Origin of the sequence: Amycolatopsis sp. YIM 10, from assembly GCF_009429145.1 — a bacterium.
In the GTDB taxonomy this organism is placed as follows: domain Bacteria; phylum Actinomycetota; class Actinomycetes; order Mycobacteriales; family Pseudonocardiaceae; genus Amycolatopsis.
In genome coordinates this window covers 6724455-6742042 of sequence record NZ_CP045480.1, presented here as the reverse complement: position 1 = coordinate 6742042, position 17588 = coordinate 6724455, and the positions used below count along the sequence as shown (strand labels likewise).

The following is a 17588-nucleotide window of genomic DNA, read 5'->3' as shown; positions in this document are numbered from 1 at the left end:
CGGATCATCCTCCCGCAGGTGCCATAGCGGACGACGGGTGTGGACCCTGTTTGTGCCCTGCCCAGTGGGCCGCGTAGGATACTCACTAGCGCAGTGGGTTCGCGCTACCTCTCCCTCCGGCTTCGTGCTGGGGTCCGGGTCGCGCACCGCCGTCGGTGATGCACGTGGCCGATTTCTTCGGGAACGCAGCAGAATCGTTCGTCCGGTAGCCCGGTGCGCGCGCAAACGCAAACCTACTATCCCCAAGCCGTTACCGGAGCAACCCGCCTAATGACCATCGACACCGCCACCGCCCCGACTGCGTCCACCCCGCAGCAAGTCGCCATCAACGACATCGGGTCGGAGGAAGATTTCCTCGCCGCGATCGACAAGACGATCAAGTACTTCAACGATGGCGACATCGTCGAAGGCACCATCGTCAAGGTCGATCGTGACGAAGTGCTGCTCGACATCGGGTACAAGACCGAGGGCGTCATCCCCTCGCGTGAGCTGTCCATCAAGCACGATGTCGACCCGGCCGAGGTGGTCACCGTCGGCGACGAGGTCGAAGCCCTGGTTCTCCAGAAGGAGGACAAGGAAGGCCGCCTGATCCTCTCCAAGAAGCGCGCGCAGTACGAGCGCGCCTGGGGCACCATCGAGGAGCTCAAGGAGAAGGACGAGCCGGTCAAGGGCACCGTCATCGAGGTGGTCAAGGGCGGCCTGATCCTGGACATCGGCCTGCGCGGCTTCCTGCCCGCGTCGCTGGTCGAGATGCGCCGCGTGCGCGACCTCCAGCCCTACGTCGGCCGCGAGCTCGAGGCGAAGATCATCGAGCTGGACAAGAACCGCAACAACGTGGTCCTGTCCCGCCGCGCCTACCTGGAGCAGACCCAGTCCGAGGTGCGCAGCGAGTTCCTCAACGCGCTCGCCAAGGGCCAGGTCCGCAAGGGCGTCGTGTCCTCCATCGTCAACTTCGGTGCCTTCGTGGACCTGGGTGGCGTCGACGGCCTGGTGCACGTCTCCGAGCTGTCCTGGAAGCACATCGACCACCCGTCCGAGGTGGTCGAGGTCGGCCAGGAGGTCACCGTCGAGGTGCTCGACGTGGACATGGACCGTGAGCGCGTGTCCCTGTCGCTGAAGGCGACCCAGGAAGACCCGTGGCGCCAGTTCGCCCGCACCCACGCGATCGGCCAGATCGTGCCGGGCAAGGTCACCAAGCTCGTCCCGTTCGGTGCGTTCGTGCGCGTCGAGGAGGGCATCGAGGGCCTGGTGCACATCTCCGAGCTGGCCGAGCGCCACGTGGAGATCCCGGAGCAGGTCGTGCAGGTCAACGGCGACGTGATGGTCAAGGTCATCGACATCGACCTGGAGCGCCGCCGCATCTCGCTGTCGCTGAAGCAGGCCAACGAGGGCTTCACCACCGAGTCCGAGTTCGACCCGACGCAGTACGGCATGGCCGCCGAGTACGACGAGCAGGGGAACTACATCTACCCCGAGGGCTTCGACCCGGACACCCAGGAGTGGCAGGAAGGCTTCGACAAGCAGCGTGAGGAGTGGGAGCGCCAGTACGCCGAGGCGCACACCCGCTACGAGGCGCACATGAAGCAGATCGCCAAGGCCGCCGAGCAGGACGCCGAAGCCGCCGCCAACGCGGCGACCGGTGTCGACCCCTCGGGCGGGGAGCAGAGCTACACCTCCGCTCCGGCCGACTCCGGCTCGAAGAGCACCGGTGGCACCCTCGCTTCCGACGAGCAGCTCGCGGCGCTCCGCGAGAAGCTCTCCGGCGGCGCGTGAGCCAGGCTTAGCGCTTGACCGGAAAACCCCGGGACCCGATTCATGGGTCCCGGGGTTTTCCCGTTCCCGGGTCCCTTCTGCCGGTGGCTCACCCGGGTGAGGTAGTTGCCCGCAGCTGATCGGCGGTGGGTACCTACGAGTGATGGACTCCCTGATAGTGGGAAATTTGCGTGTCCCGAAGTATTCACTAGTGTGCGTTCCGTGGTGATTTTGATGGACGCCGCCCCGATCCGGCGTAATACTCAGGGGTGGCAGCCGGAATGAGCCGCCTGTCGTCACCCGCACCGCCGGTGCTCGCGGGTTGTCGGATCTTCGGACCGCTGATTCGGGGTGGGTGAATGACTGTCGGCGTGCGGGTCCTCGGCGAACTCGAGGTCGTGCGTGATGGCCTGCTGGTCACGCCATCGCAGCCGAAGGTGCGCCAGCTGCTCGCCCTGCTGGCGGTCAACTGGAACAAGGTGGTCCGCACCGAGCAGTTGCGCACCGAGCTGTGGGGCGACAGCCCGCCCCCGAAGGCCAGCACCACGCTCCAGGTCTACGTCTCGAACATCCGCCGCATGCTGGCGGGCGAACCGCGGTCGGCGAGCGGGACCGTGGTGCACCGGCCCCGCGTCGGTTACGCGCTGAACCTGCCCGAGCACACCCTCGACATCGCGCGCTTCGCCGAGCTGGCCCGGTCCGGCCGCGCCGAACTCGACGCCGGGCGCCTGGAAGAAGCCTCGTCCGCCTTCCGCGGCGCGCTGGAGGAATGGCGTGGCGGCCCGCTGTGCGACCTCGATCCCGGCGAGGTGCTCGCGCCGCACGTGGCCAGGCTGCGCCAGGAACGCGCGGCCGTGCTGGAGCAGCGCATCGAGGTCGACCTGGTGCTCGGCCGCCACCTCGACCTGATCGGCGAGCTGCGTGAGCTGGTCCAGGAGTACCCGACGCACGAGGGCCTGCACGCCAAGCTGATGCTGGCGCTGCACCGCTCCGGCATGCGGTCGGAGGCGCTGAGCGTGTTCCAGCGGCTGCGCACCGACCTGATCGACCAGCTCGGCCTGGAGCCGAGCGCCTCCACCCGCCGCCTGCACCAGGACCTGCTCGACGGTGAGGTCAACCAGGACCAGCCAGCCGGCACGACCAGCATCCGGCGGGCCAAGTCGTGGTGGCACCCGCCCGCGCAGCTGCTGCCCGACCCGGCCGAGGTGATCGGCCGCGACACCGAGGCCGAGCGGATCTCCGGTGAGCTGCGGGAGGTCTCGAAGCTGGCCGTGGTGACCGTGGCCGGTGGGCCGGGGGTGGGCACGTCCACCCTCTGCGCGCACGTGGCGAACCAGGTCCGCGAGTCCTTTCCGGACGGTCAGGTGTACGCGGACCTGCTGGCCCACGAGTCACCGGGCGAGGTGCTGGCCGGGTTCCTGCGTGCCATCCGCGGCCCGGACTGCTGGCTGCCCGCCAGCGAGCAGGAGCGGGCGGACCTGTTCCGCAGCTGGACCGCCCGCCGCCGGATGCTGGTGGTGCTGGACAACGTGACCGCCGCCGAGCAGCTGGCCCTGCTGCTGCCCGGCGGTGAGGGCAGTGCGGTGCTCGCCGGGTGCCGTCGCCGGATCGCCGGCCCGAACGGCCTGCCGGTGACGCTGCGCCCGCTGTCGGCAACGGACTCGCTGCGGCTGCTCGAAGCGATGATCGGCGCCCAGGTGGAGCGGGAGCCGGACGCCGCGGTCGAGCTGGCCGAGCTGTGCGGCGGCCTGCCCGCGGCGCTGATCGGCGCGGCGACCCGGCTCGCGCTGCGGCCGCACTGGTCGATCTCACGTGTGGTGCACCGGCTGCGCGCGCCGGGCGACCGCCTCGGCGAGCTGAGCGCGGGCAGGCTGGACCTGCTGGCCAGCGTGGAACGGACCTCGTCGCTGCTCGACGGCGACCAGGCCGACGCCTTCCAGCGGTTCGCCGGGCTCTTCGGTACCGCGGTGTCGGTGCCGGAGTTCGCCCGCGCCTGCCTGATCGGGGAGCGGGCCGCGGAATCCCGGCTGGAGCAGCTGGTCGAGCTGCAACTGGTCGACGTCGAGGAGAACCGCCCGCAACCGGGCACCGGATACTTCACCTACCGCATGCACCCGCTGGTCCGGCTGGCGGCGCTGGCCATCGGTGAACGCCATCAGGAATCCTTGCGCGCCACCATCCGGTAGGCGTTGGACAGCCGCGCGCGCCCGGCGAACGGCCGCACCAGCCGGTCGGCGACGGCGGCCAGCACCACCCCGAGCGCCCCGGCCAGCAGCACGCCACCGCGCGCGATCCGGCGGAACCGGCCGGGCGAGCGCGGGTGCCACGGTGCGTCCTCGCGCGGGGCGAGGTCGTCGAGGGTGAGCCAGGCCGCGGCCACCAGATCGATCGGGTCGTGTGCCTCGGCCCGCTGTTCGAGCACCACGGTGAAGCCCCGCGCTTCGAGGCGCTGCCGCAGGTTCGCCGGCGGCACGAAGTGCAGGTGCTGCGGTTGCAGCCACGGCAGCCAGCGGCGGCCGAGCAGCCGGGCGTAGCGGCTCTCCGGATCGGGCACCTCGATCACCAGGTGACCACCGGCGCGCAGCACGCGGTGCGCGGCGTCGAGTTCGGCCTGCGGCGCGGTGCTGTGCTCCAGGTAGTGGTACATGCTGACGACGTCGTAGCGGTCCGCCAGCTCGTCGGCCAGTTCGACGAAGAGCCCGCGGTACCCGGCGGAAACGCGGCCGTGCTCCTCCGCCAGCTTCACGCCTTCGGACAGGTCGAGCCCGTCGAACCGGGTTTCCGGGAACACCTCGCGCGCGGATTCGCAGAAGTGGCCGTGCCCGGTGCCCACGTCGAGCCAGTTCGACGGCCTGGTCACGGCTCCGGACACCGCTTCCGCCCGGCCGAGATAGGTCTTGCCGCGGCCTTCGAACTGACCGGCGAGCTGCTTCTCGCCGAGGCCGTCGTAGAAGTCGCGGTAGTAGAACTCCAGTCCGGCCGGGTTCAGCCGCGGGTTCTGGAAGATGTGCGCGCAGTCCTTGCACTGGTCGAGGGTGAACCGGCCCGGCTTGTGCTGGAGGAAGTCCCTGGTGCGCAGGCGAACGGACAGCCGCTCGGACGAGCACCACGGGCAGGTCGAAGCCCGTGGTTCGAAGAACCGGTCGAGCCCGTCGGCCAGGTCGGCCTGGTAAGCCGGCCGGAGCCGGTCGATCTCGGTCATGCGCGCACTCCCGCCGTGGTCAGGGCTTCCAGGTGCCCGGCAGCCGCGGCGGCGCCACCGGCCGCGCGGAAGGACCGGCCGATCCGCGCCGCGTTGGCGCGCATGCCGCTGCCGGGGTCGAGCACGGTGCTGATCGCGACCCGCAGGTGGTCCGCGGTCGCCTTGGTGAACCGGACCCGGACGCCCGCGCCCGCCTCGGCCACCTGCTCGGCGATCACCGGCTGGTCGTCGCGGATCGGCGCGACCACCAGCGGCAGGTCGTGCCAGAGCGATTCGCAGACGGTGTTGTGCCCGCCGTGGCAGACGACCGCGTCCATCTTCGGCAGCAGTTCGAGCTGCGGCACGTGCGGCCGCGACAGCACGGTGTCGGAGGAGGGCAGCACGCCGGCCGGGTCGGCGACCACCGCCCGCACCCCGGTGGCCGCGCATTCGGCGAGGAACCGGGCGCCGGCGTCGGCGTTGGCCGTGCCGAGGGTGACCAGCACGGTGGGCCGGTGGTCGAGCCAGTCCCACGGGAAGTCCTTTTCGGACTCCCGGTCGGTGATGGACGGCCCGACGAAGTGCACCCCGCGCATCTCCCCGGCCAGTTCGGCGGTGGTGAAGGCGAGCACGCCGTGCGGGGAGAAGCGGGGATCGGCGGTGCCCGCCGGGTCGCCGATCGAAGCACGCAGCCCGGCCAGCCGGTCGAGCACCCAGTCGCGCACCTTCGGCATCGAGGCGAGCGGATCGGTCAGCTCGGCGGAGGTGGTGGCCGAGGTCAGCCACGGCAGGCCGAGCCGGTCGGCGATCAGCCCGCCGGCCACCGCCTGCTGGTCGACCAGCAGCGCGTCCGGCCGGAAGTCCGCGATCGCCGCTTCCACCGCCGGTGCCATGGCCGTGGCCAGTGGCAGGAAACCCTCTTCCCACAGGAACTTCAGCGCCGCCGCACCCCGCAGGTCGGGTGGGCGCGCGGTGGCGGGCGGCAGGGCGCAGTCGTAGACGCGGGCCGCCCCGGCCAGGCGGGTGATCAGCTCGCCGTGCCCGGCCCACGCCACCTCGTGCCCGCGCCTGGCCAGCTCGGCGGCCACCCCGACGACCGGGTTGACGTGGCCGACCAGCGGGGGCACCACCAGCAGGAACCGGCTCATCCGGTCTCCACCAGCGTGTGCTCGCGCACCCAGCCGAGCACCAGCTCCCTGGTCAGCTCGGTCCGCTCGACCAGCACCGAATGCCGCTGGCCCGGCACCACCACGGTCCGGCACACCGGCAGCAGGCCCTCCAGCACCGGCGCCTGCGCGGCCAGATCCGATTCGGCGCCGTAGATGGCCAGCACCGGCGCGGTCACCGCGGCGATCTCGCCGGTGGTGAGCACCGCACTGGCCGGGATGTCGTCGGCGAGCGTGCTGGAGCGCAGCACCTTCCCGGCCGAGCGCGCCAGCCTGCTGGTGTGCGCGCCGTGGTTCGCGGTGATCCATTCGAAGGCGGCTTCGTCGGCCAGCTGCTCGCGCGCCCGGCCGAGGTTCGCCGCCATCTTCGCCGCCCAGTCGGCGGTCGCGGGCTCCGACTCGATCATCGTCACCGAAGCCACCCTGTGCGGCAGGCGCGCCGCGAAGCCGAAGGCGATGGTGCCACCGAAGGAGTTGCCGACCAGGTGCACCCGCTCGGTCACGCCCAGCTCACCGAGCAGCGCGGTGAGATCGTCGACGAAGGTCTCCAGCCGGTACCCGGCGGGCGGCCGCTCGCTGCGGCCGTGCCCGCGCAGGTCGTACATCACCACGTCGTGCCCGGCCGCGGCGAACGCCGGGCCGAGGGTGAAGTAGTAACTGGCCAGGCTGTCCGTGCCGAGCCCGTGCAGGAACACCACCGGGGAACCGGCGCCGAGGCGCTGGACGTGCACGCCGATGCCGTTGGCGGTCAGCTTCACCGGACCGCCCCCACGAGCGCGCCTTCCACGTGCTCCACCAGCGCGCCGACGGTCAGCCCGATGATCTCGTCCAGCTCCAGCCCGGCGATGAACTCGGCGAAGTTGACCTGCTCGCCGTAGCGCTCCTGCAACTGCCCGGCCAGCGCCACCAGATCGATGCTCTCCATCTCGAGATCGTCGGTGAACAGGGTGTCCATGCCGATCTCCACGTCGCCGGTGCCGTAGTCGGCCAGCACCACCTCGATCATCTCGGTGATCTCGGCCAGGATCCGCTCGGTGCTCATACCCCAGCTCCTTCCTCCGCCGCCATCGCGGCGATCCGGTCCAGCGCGGTGCCGCCCGGGTCGACCATGGCCACCGCGGTGGTGCCGTGGCAGGCCGCGCCGACGGTCAGCGGCGGCAGCACACGACCGTGCGCCCCGCTGATCGTGTTCTCACCGGTGACCTGGATTTCGGCGGGGAACAGTTCGCCCTCGCCGCGGTTCCACAGCCACCACCGCACCGCGTCCTTGATCGCGATCCGCCGCAGCAGCCACTGCCGCTTCTCCCTCGGCGGCACCCGGTCGTAGTCCGCGCGTTCGGCCCGGCCGAGGTGGTTGCGCATGATCAGCTCGCGCGAGGCCAGGTCGGGCCACTGCTCGCGCAGCACCACCCAGCCACCCCCGTCGGGCACGGAAAGCGTGTTGCGACTGGGAAAGCGGTCGGCCGAGCGGGTGTGCGGCGTGCTGTCGAACCGGCGGTCGCGCCAGCCGGTGATCTCGGCCCACAGCCTGCCACCCGCGGAAAGCTGCACGTCGGCGTCCAATGTGGACTCGGTCAGGCCGGTGATCCGGATGAAGCAGTCCAGGCGCTCGCCGACGGCCGGATGCGGGCCGAAGAACCGGATGTTCCGCATGTGCACCGGGAAGACCACGTCCCGTTCCGGGTGGTGCGCGATGATCCAGTACCCGAGCAGCTGGCCCACGTTGTCCAGCAGCGCGCCCGGCGCCGGTGGGGTGGTCAGCACCCCGCGCACGTGCTGTGGCCCGATCGCGGTCAGCTCCGAAACCCCCTGATAGCGCGGGCCGTGGAACATCCAGTTCTCGTCGTACAGCTGGGCCGCGGTCATCTCCGGCACGCGTTCGGCGCCCGGCCGCCACAGCGCGGGTGGCGCGGGATAGCCGGTGGCCAGTTCGATCTCGGCGCGGGCGTACCCGGTCAGCTCCACCGCGACCCGGCCGGGAGCGGTCACCTTGATCTCCACCGGGATCTCCGTGGCCGGGATGGCGGCGAGCCAGCGCGAGAGGCGGACGTCGTGCACGCCGATCGCCCTGGTGCCCGGCACCGCCCGCTCGGCGAACTCGATCAGGTGCCCGATGACCGTGGTCGCGGGCACGATCGGCCAGCGGTCCTCCAGGTCCGGCCAGTCCGCGCGCTGACGGAAGAAGCAGTGGTCGGCCAGGTACGGCATTTCGTCCACCGAGACACGCAGGCTGGGCGGCTTGCGCGCGGCCAGCAGTTCCGCCGCGGTGTTCGCGGTTTCCCGCATCAGCGCGGAAAGTTCGGCGGCGATGGGGGAGGCGTTGGCCAAGCTGTCCAATTCGGACGGTCGGCCCAGGTCGAGCCGGACCGTGTCGCCGAGGCGCACCGGTGGGGTGTCCAGATCGATCGGGACGCCCTTGCGCCGCGGTGATTCCAGCAGGTCCGGCTGACCGCCCTCGGCCCACAGCGCCAGCGCCACCCGGCGCAGTTGCGCGAGCCCGGTCCGCTTGGCCGAGTTCGCCGGGATCACCAGGTGCGGCGAGCCGGCCAGCGTGTCGCCGATCAGCGAGCCCACCTGCCCGGCACCCAGCTGGACGAACGCCCGGAACCCGGCCGCGTGCATGGCCTCGATCATCGGCCGGAACCGCACCGGTTCGAGCAGGTGCCGCACGAACAGCTCGCGCACCTCGTCCTCGGCGGCCGGGAACTCCGCGGCGGTGGTCGCCGACCAGACCGGGACCTCGGGCGGGTGCAGCTCGAACCGGTCGGCGGCGGCGCGGATCGGGGCCAGGTACGGCTGGAGCATCGGCGTGTGGAAGCCCGACTGGAACGGCAGCACCTGGCTGATCACCCCGGCCGCGCGCATGGTCCGCACCAGCTCGTCCACCGGCCCGGCCGGACCGCAGACCATCGCCTGCTTCGGGGCGTTGTCGTGGGACAGCACCACTTCCGGCGGCAGTGCCCGCGCGACCTCGTCGGCCGAGGTGCCGATGACCGCGAAGGCCAGCCCGGGCACGCGCAGCTCGCCGGGGTCGAAGGAACCCAGGAACTCGTCCACCGCGGACTGGTCGTAGATGCCACCGCAGGCCATCGCGGTCCATTCGCCGACGCTGTGCCCGGCGACCGCGTCCGGGATCACGTTCATCCGGCGCAACGCGGCGTCGAGCAGCCTGCCCAGCTGGAAGACCCCGGCGCCGTGCCCGCCGAGCACCGAGGCGTCCGGCGCCGACCAAGGCAGGCCGAAGTGCGCGGCCACGTCCTCGGCGCGGGGTTCGAACTCGGCTTCCAGGCCGGGGAAGACAAACGCGATCTTGCCGCCGCCGGACAGCAGCGGCTCCGGGCTGAACCAGATGTCGTTGCGCCCGCGCCACGGCTTGCCCTTGGCGACGGCCTTCCGCGCGGCGGCAAGGCGTTTCGGCGTCGGATCGGCGATGGCCAGGCGGACCGGGCCGGTGCCGCCGGTCACCGGCTCCGGCTCGCCCTCCAGCGCGCGAGCAAGTTCGTCCACAGTGGACGCGGCAAGGCGCAGGGTGCGTTCCGGCTCGCGGACTTCCACCACCGGCTGTGCCTTGCCCGCCTGTTCGAGCACGACGTGGGCGTTGATCCCGCCGAACCCGAACGCGTTCACGCCCGCGAGGCGGTGCCCTGCCCACTCTTCGGGGCTGCCGGTGGTCCGGAAGCGGGTGTCCGCCAGGCCGGGGTGCGGGTCGTCGCAGTGCAGGGTCGGCGGCAGCACGCCGTGGTAGACCGCGAGCGCCGCCTTGACCAGCCCGGCCACCCCGGCGGCCGGCATGGTGTGCCCGATCATCGACTTCACCGAGCCGAGCACCGCGCGCGGCCCGTCGGCCGGGCCGAACACCTCGGCCAGCGTGGCCAGTTCGGCGCCGTCCCCGGCCGGGGTGGCGGTGCCGTGTGCCTCCAGCAGGCCGATCGACGCCGGGTCGAGGCCGGCGGCGCGCCAGGCCTCGCGCACCGCGGTGACTTGACCACCGGAGTCCGGGTTGACCAGGCTGGCGGTGCGGCCGTCGCTGGCCACCCCGCTGCCGCGGATCACCGCGTAGATCCGGTCGCCGTCGCGCTCGGCGTCGGCGAGCCGCTTGAGCACCACCACCCCGGTGCCCTCACCGATCAGGATGCCGTCGGCGTCGCGGTGGAACGGCCGGATCCGCTCACTCGGCGAGAGCGCTTTGAGCTGGGAGAACACGCTCCACAGGGTGATGTCGTGGCAGTGGTGCACACCGCCGGCGAGCATCAGGTCGCACCGGCCGCTCGCCAGTTCGCGCACCGCGTGGTCCACCGCGATCAGCGAGGAGGCGCACGCGGCGTCCACTGTGTACGCCGGTCCCCGCAGGTCGAGCCGGTTCGCCACCCGGGACGCGGCCAGGTTCGGCACCAGGCCGATCGCCGATTCGGGGGAGTGCGGGCCGAGCGCGTCGGTGAAGGCCGAGCGCACCCGGGCCAGTTGGTCGGCACCGAGTTCCGGGAGCAGTTCGCCGAGCGTGCGGGTGAGCTGACGGGCGGTGCGCACGCGCTGGTCGAGCCGGACCAGGCCGGGCGTGAGGTAACCACCGCGGCCGAGGATCACCCCGGCGCGCTGCCGGTCCGGCAGGCGGCCGCCCGCGTCGGCGAGCGCATCGGCGGCCACCCGGAGCGCGATCAGCTGGTCGGGTTCGGTACCGGGCACCGAATTCGGCATGATCCCGAACTTGGTCACGTCGATCTCGGCACCGGAGACGAAACCACCGCGACGGCAGTAGACCTCGTTGCCGGAGTCGTCGGCTTCCCAGCGCCCGTCGGGCACGTCGCTGATCGCGTCGACACCGCCGATGATGTTGCGCCAGTAGGTGGCCAGGTCGGGGGCGCCGGGCAGCAGGACCGACATGCCGACGATGGCCACCGGCGTCACCTGGCTCACCACTCGGACGCGCTGTAGACCACGGACCGCGCCGAATCCTCGCCCCAGGCCAGTTCGCGCAGCAGGGCGAGCGCGCCCTCCTCCTGGTCGATCAGGCCGATCCCGCGCCGCTGGTAGGAGCGCATCAGCTCGGGGGAGACCATGCCGCCGTGCGTGCCGCCGGGTGCCCACGGTCCCCAGTGGACGGTCAGCGCCCGCCGCTCGGCGGTGGACCAGCGGCGGCCGATGGCTTCGAGCGCGTCGTTCGCCGCCGCGTAGTCGCACTGCCCGCGATTGCCGAGCACCGCGGCGATGCTGCCGAACAGCACCGCGAACCGTGGTGCCACCGGCAGTTCCGCCCCGGCCGCCAGCAGTGCCCTCGCACCGTCCACTTTGGTGTCGAACACCCGGCGGAAGGACTCCGGGTCCTTCTCCGCCAGCAGTTTGTCCTCGATCACGCCTGCCGCGTAGACCAGTCCGTCGAGCCTGCCGTGCTCGGTGTGGACCTCCTTGACCAGCCGGTGCACGGCTTCGGCGTCGCGGACGTCGAGCGCGTGGTAGCGGGCCTGGCTGCCCAGCTCGGCCAGCTTCGCCAGGGTGGCGGCGACTTCGCGCTGGGCGAGCAGCCGGTTCGCCTCCCGGTCCACTTCGGCCGGAGTACGGCCGGGCGCGGCGAGCGCGCTCCGCAGTTCGGCGAGCGTGACCGCGCTCGCGGTCGCCGGATCCTCCGGACCGGTGGGCAGCGTGGTCCGCCCGACCAGTTCGATCCGGCAGCGGCTCGCCGCCGCCAGGGTTTCGGCGAAGTGCGCGGTGATGCCCCGGCCGCCGCCGACCAGCAGCACCACCGAATCCGAGTCCAGGCCGAGCGCCGCGGCTTCGGCGGCGCCGTCCCCGGCGGGCCCGGCGCCGGTGGAGCCGAGCAGTCCCAGCGGGGTTTCCACCAGCTCCAGCGACTGCCTTGCCGTCGCCGAACGCATCACCACCGGGGCGCCCTCGCCGGTCAGCAGTTCATCGAGGGTGGCGTCGGCCGGGTCTTCGCCGTCGATCTCGACCAGCCGGACCGTGCTCTCCGGGTACTCGCGGGCCAGGGTGCGGAAGAAGCCGCGCAGGCCGTCGGTGCGTTCGACCAACCCGGCGGGGACACCGGCCACAACGGTGCCCGGCTTCCCGGCCAGCGCTTCGCGGAAGGCGCCGAACGCCTCGGGGAACAGGGGATCCGTGCCGGTGAACCCGTCGAGGTGGACAACGGTGTCCACAGTGGATTCCCCAGGCTGGGCGCCGTGCTCGGTGAGCAGCGCGCTCAAGCGGTCGGCGTGGGCACCGCCGCCGAGGATGCGGAAGGACCGGCCCGCCAGCCCTTCCGGGGCAGCCGGGGTGCCGGTCAACGCGGCGGGTACGAGTTCGAACCGCTTGGGCGCGATGCCGCCCTGTTCGGGCTCGGGCGCCGGTGCCGCGGCCGAGGCGCCGCCCGAGAGCTTGGCCGTGAGCAGTTCGGCGATCGACGCCGCCGTGCGTGCCTTCGACAGCTCCTCCAGTTCCTCGTCGGAACCGGAGGACAGGCCGAGGCGGACGGCCAGCTCACCGGCGATCTCGGCACGCTTGATCGAGTCCACGCTCAGATCGGCTTCGAGGTCCAGGTCCGGCTCGATCATGTCGGCCGGGTAGCCGGTGCGCTCGCCGATGATCTCCACGACGGCCCGCATCACGTCGACCTCGCCCGCCGGAGCCTGGACCGCGGCCGCGGCCGGAGCCAGGGCCGCGGCAGCGGGCACTGTCGCGGCGGTGGCCTGTGGGTGGGCGGCGGGCAACTGGCTGGTGGCCGGGAGCACCGGCGCGGGCAGCGCGGGCACGCCCTGCTGCGTGCCGAGATATCCGAGCAGCACGTCGCGCTGGGCCGCGACCATTTCGCGGCTGCTGCGCAGGAACTCGGCGATGAGCGCGTCGGCTCCGGACACGGTTTCCTCCTTGGCGGCTAGCTGGACTCGCTGCGCGGGCCGCAGTGCGCCCGCCGGGATGCTGCCGTCGGCGGTGCGCACCAGTTGCCCGTCGACCGTCCATCCCGGACGCTTCGCGGGCTGGGTGGTAACCGCGTCGCGGCCGTCGAACAGGCGGCTCGCGGTGACGTCGGCACCGGCCAAAGCCAGCCGGGCCAGCGCCTCCAGGAAGCCGCGCAGCCCGCCGTCGCAGGTCACCGTCTGGTGTGGACGGTCGCCGAGCACGGCCGCGGTCAGGTTGGTGAGCACCGAACCCGGGCCCGCCTCGACAAAAACCCGCGCGCCCGCCGCGTACATCGCTTCGATCTGCTCGGCGAACCGGACCGGGGCGCCGATCTGCGCGGCCAGTTCGGCGCGGATCGCGTCCGGGTGCGCCGGATACTCGGCCGCCGTGCGATTCGACCAGACGGGCAGCCGCGGCGTGCCGATTTTGTGGTTCGCCAGTACTTCGGCGAAGAGGTCGGTCGCACCGGCCACCACCGGGCTGTGGAAGGCACAGGCGACCGGGATGCGCTTCGCGCTGAACCCGGCTTCGCGCAGCACCTCGATGGCTTTGCCCACTTCGGCCGTGGGACCGGAAATCACCGTCTGCCCGGGGGAGTTCCGGTTCGCCGTCACCACCGCGCCGAGTCCGGCGAGCGCGGTGCCGACCGCGTCGGCACCGGCGGAGACGGCGGCCATCGTGCCGGGATCGTCCCCGGCCGCGGCCAGGATCGACTCGGCGCGAGCGGCGGACAGTTCCAGCAGGGTCGCGGGCTCGATGGCACCGGCGACGCTGAGCGCGACCAGCTCGCCGTAGCTGTGCCCGGCGGTCATCGCGGGCCGGACGCCCACCTGGGCCAGCAACTCGGCCACCGCGAGCCCGGCGATGCCGAGCGCCGGCTGCGCGACCCGCGTGTCGGTGATCGCGGCCTTGCGCGCGGCCGCCGCGTCGCGGTCGAAATCGGCGGGCGGGAACAGTTCGCCGAGCCAGCGCTCGCCGAGACTCAGGTACCGGCGCAGTTCCGGGAAGTTGACGAACAACTCCGCGAGCATGCCGGGCTTCTGGCTGCCCTGGCCGGGGAACAGGAAGGCCACCTCCCCGGTGACCGGCTGCTCCGGCACGGGTTCGCTCAACCGCGAGACCAGTTCGCCGACGCTGCTCGCCACCACGGCGATCCGGATCGGGCCGGTGCGCGTGTCCGAGCGCCGCGCCGCGACCAGCGCGAGGTCGCGCAGCCGCCAGTGACCCGTGCGCACCTGCTCCAGCAGCTTCGCCGCGTCGGCGGGGTCGCGGAACAGGAACAGCTCGGCTGGCCACGCGTCCTGCGTGTGCCGTGGCGGCGGGCCTTCGTCGTGTGCGGTCAGCACGGCGTGGAAGTTCGTGCCGCCGAAGCCGAACGCGCTGACCCCGGCGATCCGCTCGGCCGAAGCCCACGGGCTCGGCGTGGCACGGAACTCGAACGGGCTGGTTTCGGCCTGCCACGCCGAGTTCGGCTTGCTCACGTGCAGCGTCGGCGGCTTGACCCCGGTGTGCAGCGCCAGCGCCGCCTTGATCAGCCCGGCCAGTCCGGCCGCGCACTTGGTGTGCCCGATCTGGGACTTCACCGAGCCGAGCGCGCAGCTCGACGGTTCGGCGCCCGCCTCGGTGAACACACTGGTCAGCGTGGCCAGCTCGGTGCGGTCTCCGACCACGGTGCCGGTGCCGTGTGCTTCGAGCAGCCCGACCGCCGCCGGGGAGATCCCGGCCGACGTGTACGCGCGCTCCAGCGCGGCCCGCTGACCTTCCGGCCGGGGTGCGGTCAGCCCGAGCGAACGGCCGTCGCTGGCGCTGCCGACTCCCTTGACCACGGCGTAGATCCGGTCGCCGTCACGTTCCGCATCGGACAGTCGCTTGAGGACGAGGCAGGCCACGCCCTCGCCGAGCGCGATGCCGTCGGCGGAGTCGTCGAAGGTGCGCGACCGGCCCGTCGGCGACAGCGCGTGGACCGAGGAGAAGAGCACGTAGTCGTTGATCCCGTTGTGCAGGTCGGCGCCACCGCACAGCACCACGTCGCTGGTCCCGGCCACCAGTTCCTTGCACGCCACGTCGAGCGCGGCGAGCGAGGAGGCGCACGCGGCGTCGACGGTGTAGTTCGCGCCGCCGAGGTCGAGCCGGTTCGCGATCCGCCCGGCGATCACGTTCGCCAGCATGCCGGGAAAGGAGTCCTCGGTCAGCTCCGGCAGCTGACCGGCCAGCGCCGGTGGCACCTGGTCCACATAGGACGGAAGAACCGCGCCGAGGGTGGCCGCGTTCGACAGGTCACTGCCCGCTTCGGCACCGAAGACCACCGAGGTGCGGGTGCGGTCGAACGTGCCGAGCGCGGCGTCGTCCAGTGCGCGGCGCGCGGCCTCCAGCGCGAGCAGCTGCACCGGCTCGATGCTGCCGAGCGACGCGGGCGGAATGCCGTACCGCAGCGGGTCGAAGGGAATCTCCGGCAGGAAACCGCCCCACTTGGACTTGCTGGCCCCGGACTCGTAGTGCACCGCGGGATCCCACCGGTGCGGTGGTACCTCGGTCACCGAATCGGTGCCTGCCAGCACGTTCGCCCAGAACTCGGCCAGATCGGCGGCACCGGGGAACATGCCCGCCATGCCGACGATCGCCACGTCCAGCGGTTTCGCCACCGGCGCGGGGGCGTCCTCACCACGCAGCCGTCGCGCGCTTTCGGCCAGGAACGCGGCGGCTCCCGAGCTGACCGACTCGTGCAGCTTCGCCAGCGTGGTCACCGACGACCGGAGCACGGCGACCTCACCGGCCATGAACATGCCTTCGGCGAGCTGGCGATCCTCCTCGACTCGCCGCAGTTCGCCGCCGACGCGCTCGACGCCCTTGCTGGCCAGCCGGAGCCTGCCGACGTTGAGCTGCTCCAGCTCGGCCCACGCCTGCTTGTCCGGCACACCGTCGGCACGCAGCCGGTCGCGGATGCCGGTGAAGTCCTCGGTGAACGGGCTGCGCACGCAGCGGGTGGCGTGGCCGGGTGCGGTCTCCAGCAGCGCGGTCCCCGTCGCCGCGACCACCTCGCGCTGGAAGGCGGGCAGGATCGCGCCGTGGCCGACGGCCTCTTCGGTGAACAGGTACGCGGTGCCCATCAGCACGCCGAACTTCGCGCCGCGCTCGGCCAGCGGCGCGGCCATCGCGGCCACCATCGCCGCCGAGCGCTCGTCGTGGATGCCGCCGGCGAAGTAGACCTCCACGCCGTCCAGGTCACCGGAGTCGAGCAGCGTGTCGAGCTGCGCCTCCCACAGCGGGAAGCTGGTGCGCGGGCCCACGTGCCCACCGCATTCGGAGCCCTCGAAGACGAACCGCTTCGCGCCCGAGCGCAGGAACTGGGCCAGCAGGCCGGGGGAGGGCACGTGCAGGTAGGTGTGGATACCCGCGGCCTCGAGCGCGCTGGCCTGCGCGGGGCGGCCACCGGCCACGATCGCGTGCGTCGGCCGCAGCTCGTGCACGGCTTCGAGCTGGGCGGACCGGGTTTCCTCCGGAGCGAAACCGAGCACGCCGACGCCCCACGGCCGGTCGCCGATCGCGGCCTTGGTCTGCTCCAGCAGCTCGCGGGTCTGGTCGCGGCCGGACAACGCGAGCGCGACGAACGGCAGCGCGCCCGCCTCGGCGACCGAGGTGGCGAATCCGGCGCGATCACTCACCCGGGTCATGGGTCCCTGCGCAATGGGCAATTCCGCGCCGAACTCGGAATTCACGCTTTTCACGGCTTCGCGAATACCGCGAATCGCCGCCCGAACGGTGCCCCAGCGATCGGCGAATTTCCGCGCGAGAAATCCGTCCTGCCCGATTTCCAGCGTGTGCCCGCCGCGGTTGAGCACCCGGCGCCCGTCGGTGACGGTGGTCTCCGAACCGTCCATTCCGGTCAGCGCGGCGGCGATTCCGGCGGGCAGCCCGGCTTCCTCGAGCAGGGCGAGCTGGGAATCGAGCACCACACCGGCGGCACCGCCGACCATCGCCGCCACCGCGGTCCGCGGGCCGATGCCACCGCACGCCCACACCGGCAAGCCGGTCGCGGCGACCAGGCGTTGCAGCAACACGAACGTGCTCAGTTCGCCCACCGGGCCCGCGCATTCATGACCACGCGCGATCAGCCCGTGCGCACCAGCGGCGATCGCCCGTTCGGCCTCGTCGAGACTGGTCACCTCGGCCAGTACCGTGCGACCACCGGAGATTTCCCCGATCTCCCAAGGGGAATCCGCGCCGACGACCACGGTGCGCGCCCGTTCGGGCAGCTCGGCCGGTCGCAGCTCGCAGCCCGGTACCGGGCGCACGCCGAACTCGCGCGAGGACCATTCGGCCGTGCGGCCGAGTTCTTCGCGGCCACGCTCGCCGAGTTCCAGTACGCCGAGCGCACCCGCCTGGCAGGCCGCGGCCACGAGCCGGGCGCCGGAAAAGCCGCGGGGGCCCAGTGCGAGGACAAGGCCGGCCGCCGATCGGGTATTCACCGAATTCACCGTAAATTCCTCAGTGTTCGTCAGTGCCTGGGGGTGACCTGCTTTGCGTGACCTGCTGTGCCGGTCCGATGGGAAATCATCACTCGAGAGTGGCGGCGATGAACTCAGAAGTGTGATGCCGGG

General features: G+C 72.0%; 8 protein-coding genes. 2 read left to right on the top strand and 6 right to left on the bottom strand.

Annotated elements, in window-relative coordinates:
* Positions 1–270 precede the first annotated feature (270 nt).
* Both rpsA and YIM_RS31775 read left to right on the top strand, forming a co-directional pair.
* Positions 271–1773 (top strand): 30S ribosomal protein S1, encoded by a 1503-nt coding sequence (gene rpsA, locus YIM_RS31780; protein ID WP_153033835.1) that lies wholly within the window; start codon positions 271–273, stop codon positions 1771–1773.
* Positions 1774–2111: 338 nt separating this feature from the next.
* Positions 2112–3938, top strand: coding sequence for an AfsR/SARP family transcriptional regulator (locus tag YIM_RS31775; protein ID WP_153033834.1), 1827 nt, complete (start codon positions 2112–2114; stop codon positions 3936–3938).
* Here YIM_RS31775 and YIM_RS31770 read toward each other — a convergent pair.
* From YIM_RS31770 to YIM_RS31745, 6 genes are read right to left on the bottom strand one after another with little or no spacing between them, the layout of a single operon-like run.
* A complete protein-coding gene (locus YIM_RS31770) occupies positions 3908–4954 on the bottom strand; it encodes a class I SAM-dependent methyltransferase (RefSeq protein WP_153033833.1) in 1047 nt (348 codons plus the stop codon). The two genes, YIM_RS31775 and YIM_RS31770, sit on opposite strands and share 31 nt — an antisense overlap.
* Positions 4951–6081, bottom strand: coding sequence for a glycosyltransferase (locus tag YIM_RS31765; protein ID WP_153033832.1), 1131 nt, complete (start codon positions 6079–6081; stop codon positions 4951–4953). The genes YIM_RS31770 and YIM_RS31765 overlap by 4 nt, the downstream gene beginning before the upstream one ends.
* Positions 6078–6857, bottom strand: a complete 780-nt coding sequence (locus tag YIM_RS31760; RefSeq protein WP_153033831.1) for an alpha/beta fold hydrolase — start codon at positions 6855–6857, stop codon at positions 6078–6080. Before YIM_RS31760 ends, YIM_RS31765 begins: the two co-directional genes overlap by 4 nt.
* Positions 6854–7141 carry an acyl carrier protein gene (locus YIM_RS31755; RefSeq protein WP_153033830.1) on the bottom strand — a complete coding sequence of 96 codons (288 nt, stop codon included), beginning with the start codon at positions 7139–7141 and terminating at the stop codon, positions 6854–6856. The genes YIM_RS31760 and YIM_RS31755 overlap by 4 nt, the downstream gene beginning before the upstream one ends.
* Entirely contained in the window at positions 7138–11013 is a 3876-nt protein-coding gene (locus YIM_RS31750) for a beta-ketoacyl synthase N-terminal-like domain-containing protein (RefSeq protein ID WP_153033829.1), read from the bottom strand. Before YIM_RS31750 ends, YIM_RS31755 begins: the two co-directional genes overlap by 4 nt.
* On the bottom strand, positions 11010–17456 hold the full coding sequence (locus YIM_RS31745) for a type I polyketide synthase (protein ID WP_153033828.1): 6447 nt from the start codon (positions 17454–17456) through the stop codon (positions 11010–11012). The genes YIM_RS31750 and YIM_RS31745 overlap by 4 nt, the downstream gene beginning before the upstream one ends.
* Positions 17457–17588: the final 132 nt, after the last annotated feature.

What these genes read in the sequence shown, in the direction of transcription:
- rpsA (WP_153033835.1), top strand. Translation starts at nt 271, where the DNA reads ATGACCATCGACACCGCCACCGCCCCGACTGCGTCCACCCCGCAGCAA.
- YIM_RS31775 (WP_153033834.1), top strand. Translation starts at nt 2,112, where the DNA reads ATGACTGTCGGCGTGCGGGTCCTCGGCGAACTCGAGGTCGTGCGTGAT.
- YIM_RS31770 (WP_153033833.1), bottom strand. Translation starts at nt 4,954, where the DNA reads ATGACCGAGATCGACCGGCTCCGGCCGGCTTACCAGGCCGACCTGGCC.
- YIM_RS31765 (WP_153033832.1), bottom strand. Translation starts at nt 6,081, where the DNA reads ATGAGCCGGTTCCTGCTGGTGGTGCCCCCGCTGGTCGGCCACGTCAAC.
- YIM_RS31755 (WP_153033830.1), bottom strand. Translation starts at nt 7,141, where the DNA reads ATGAGCACCGAGCGGATCCTGGCCGAGATCACCGAGATGATCGAGGTG.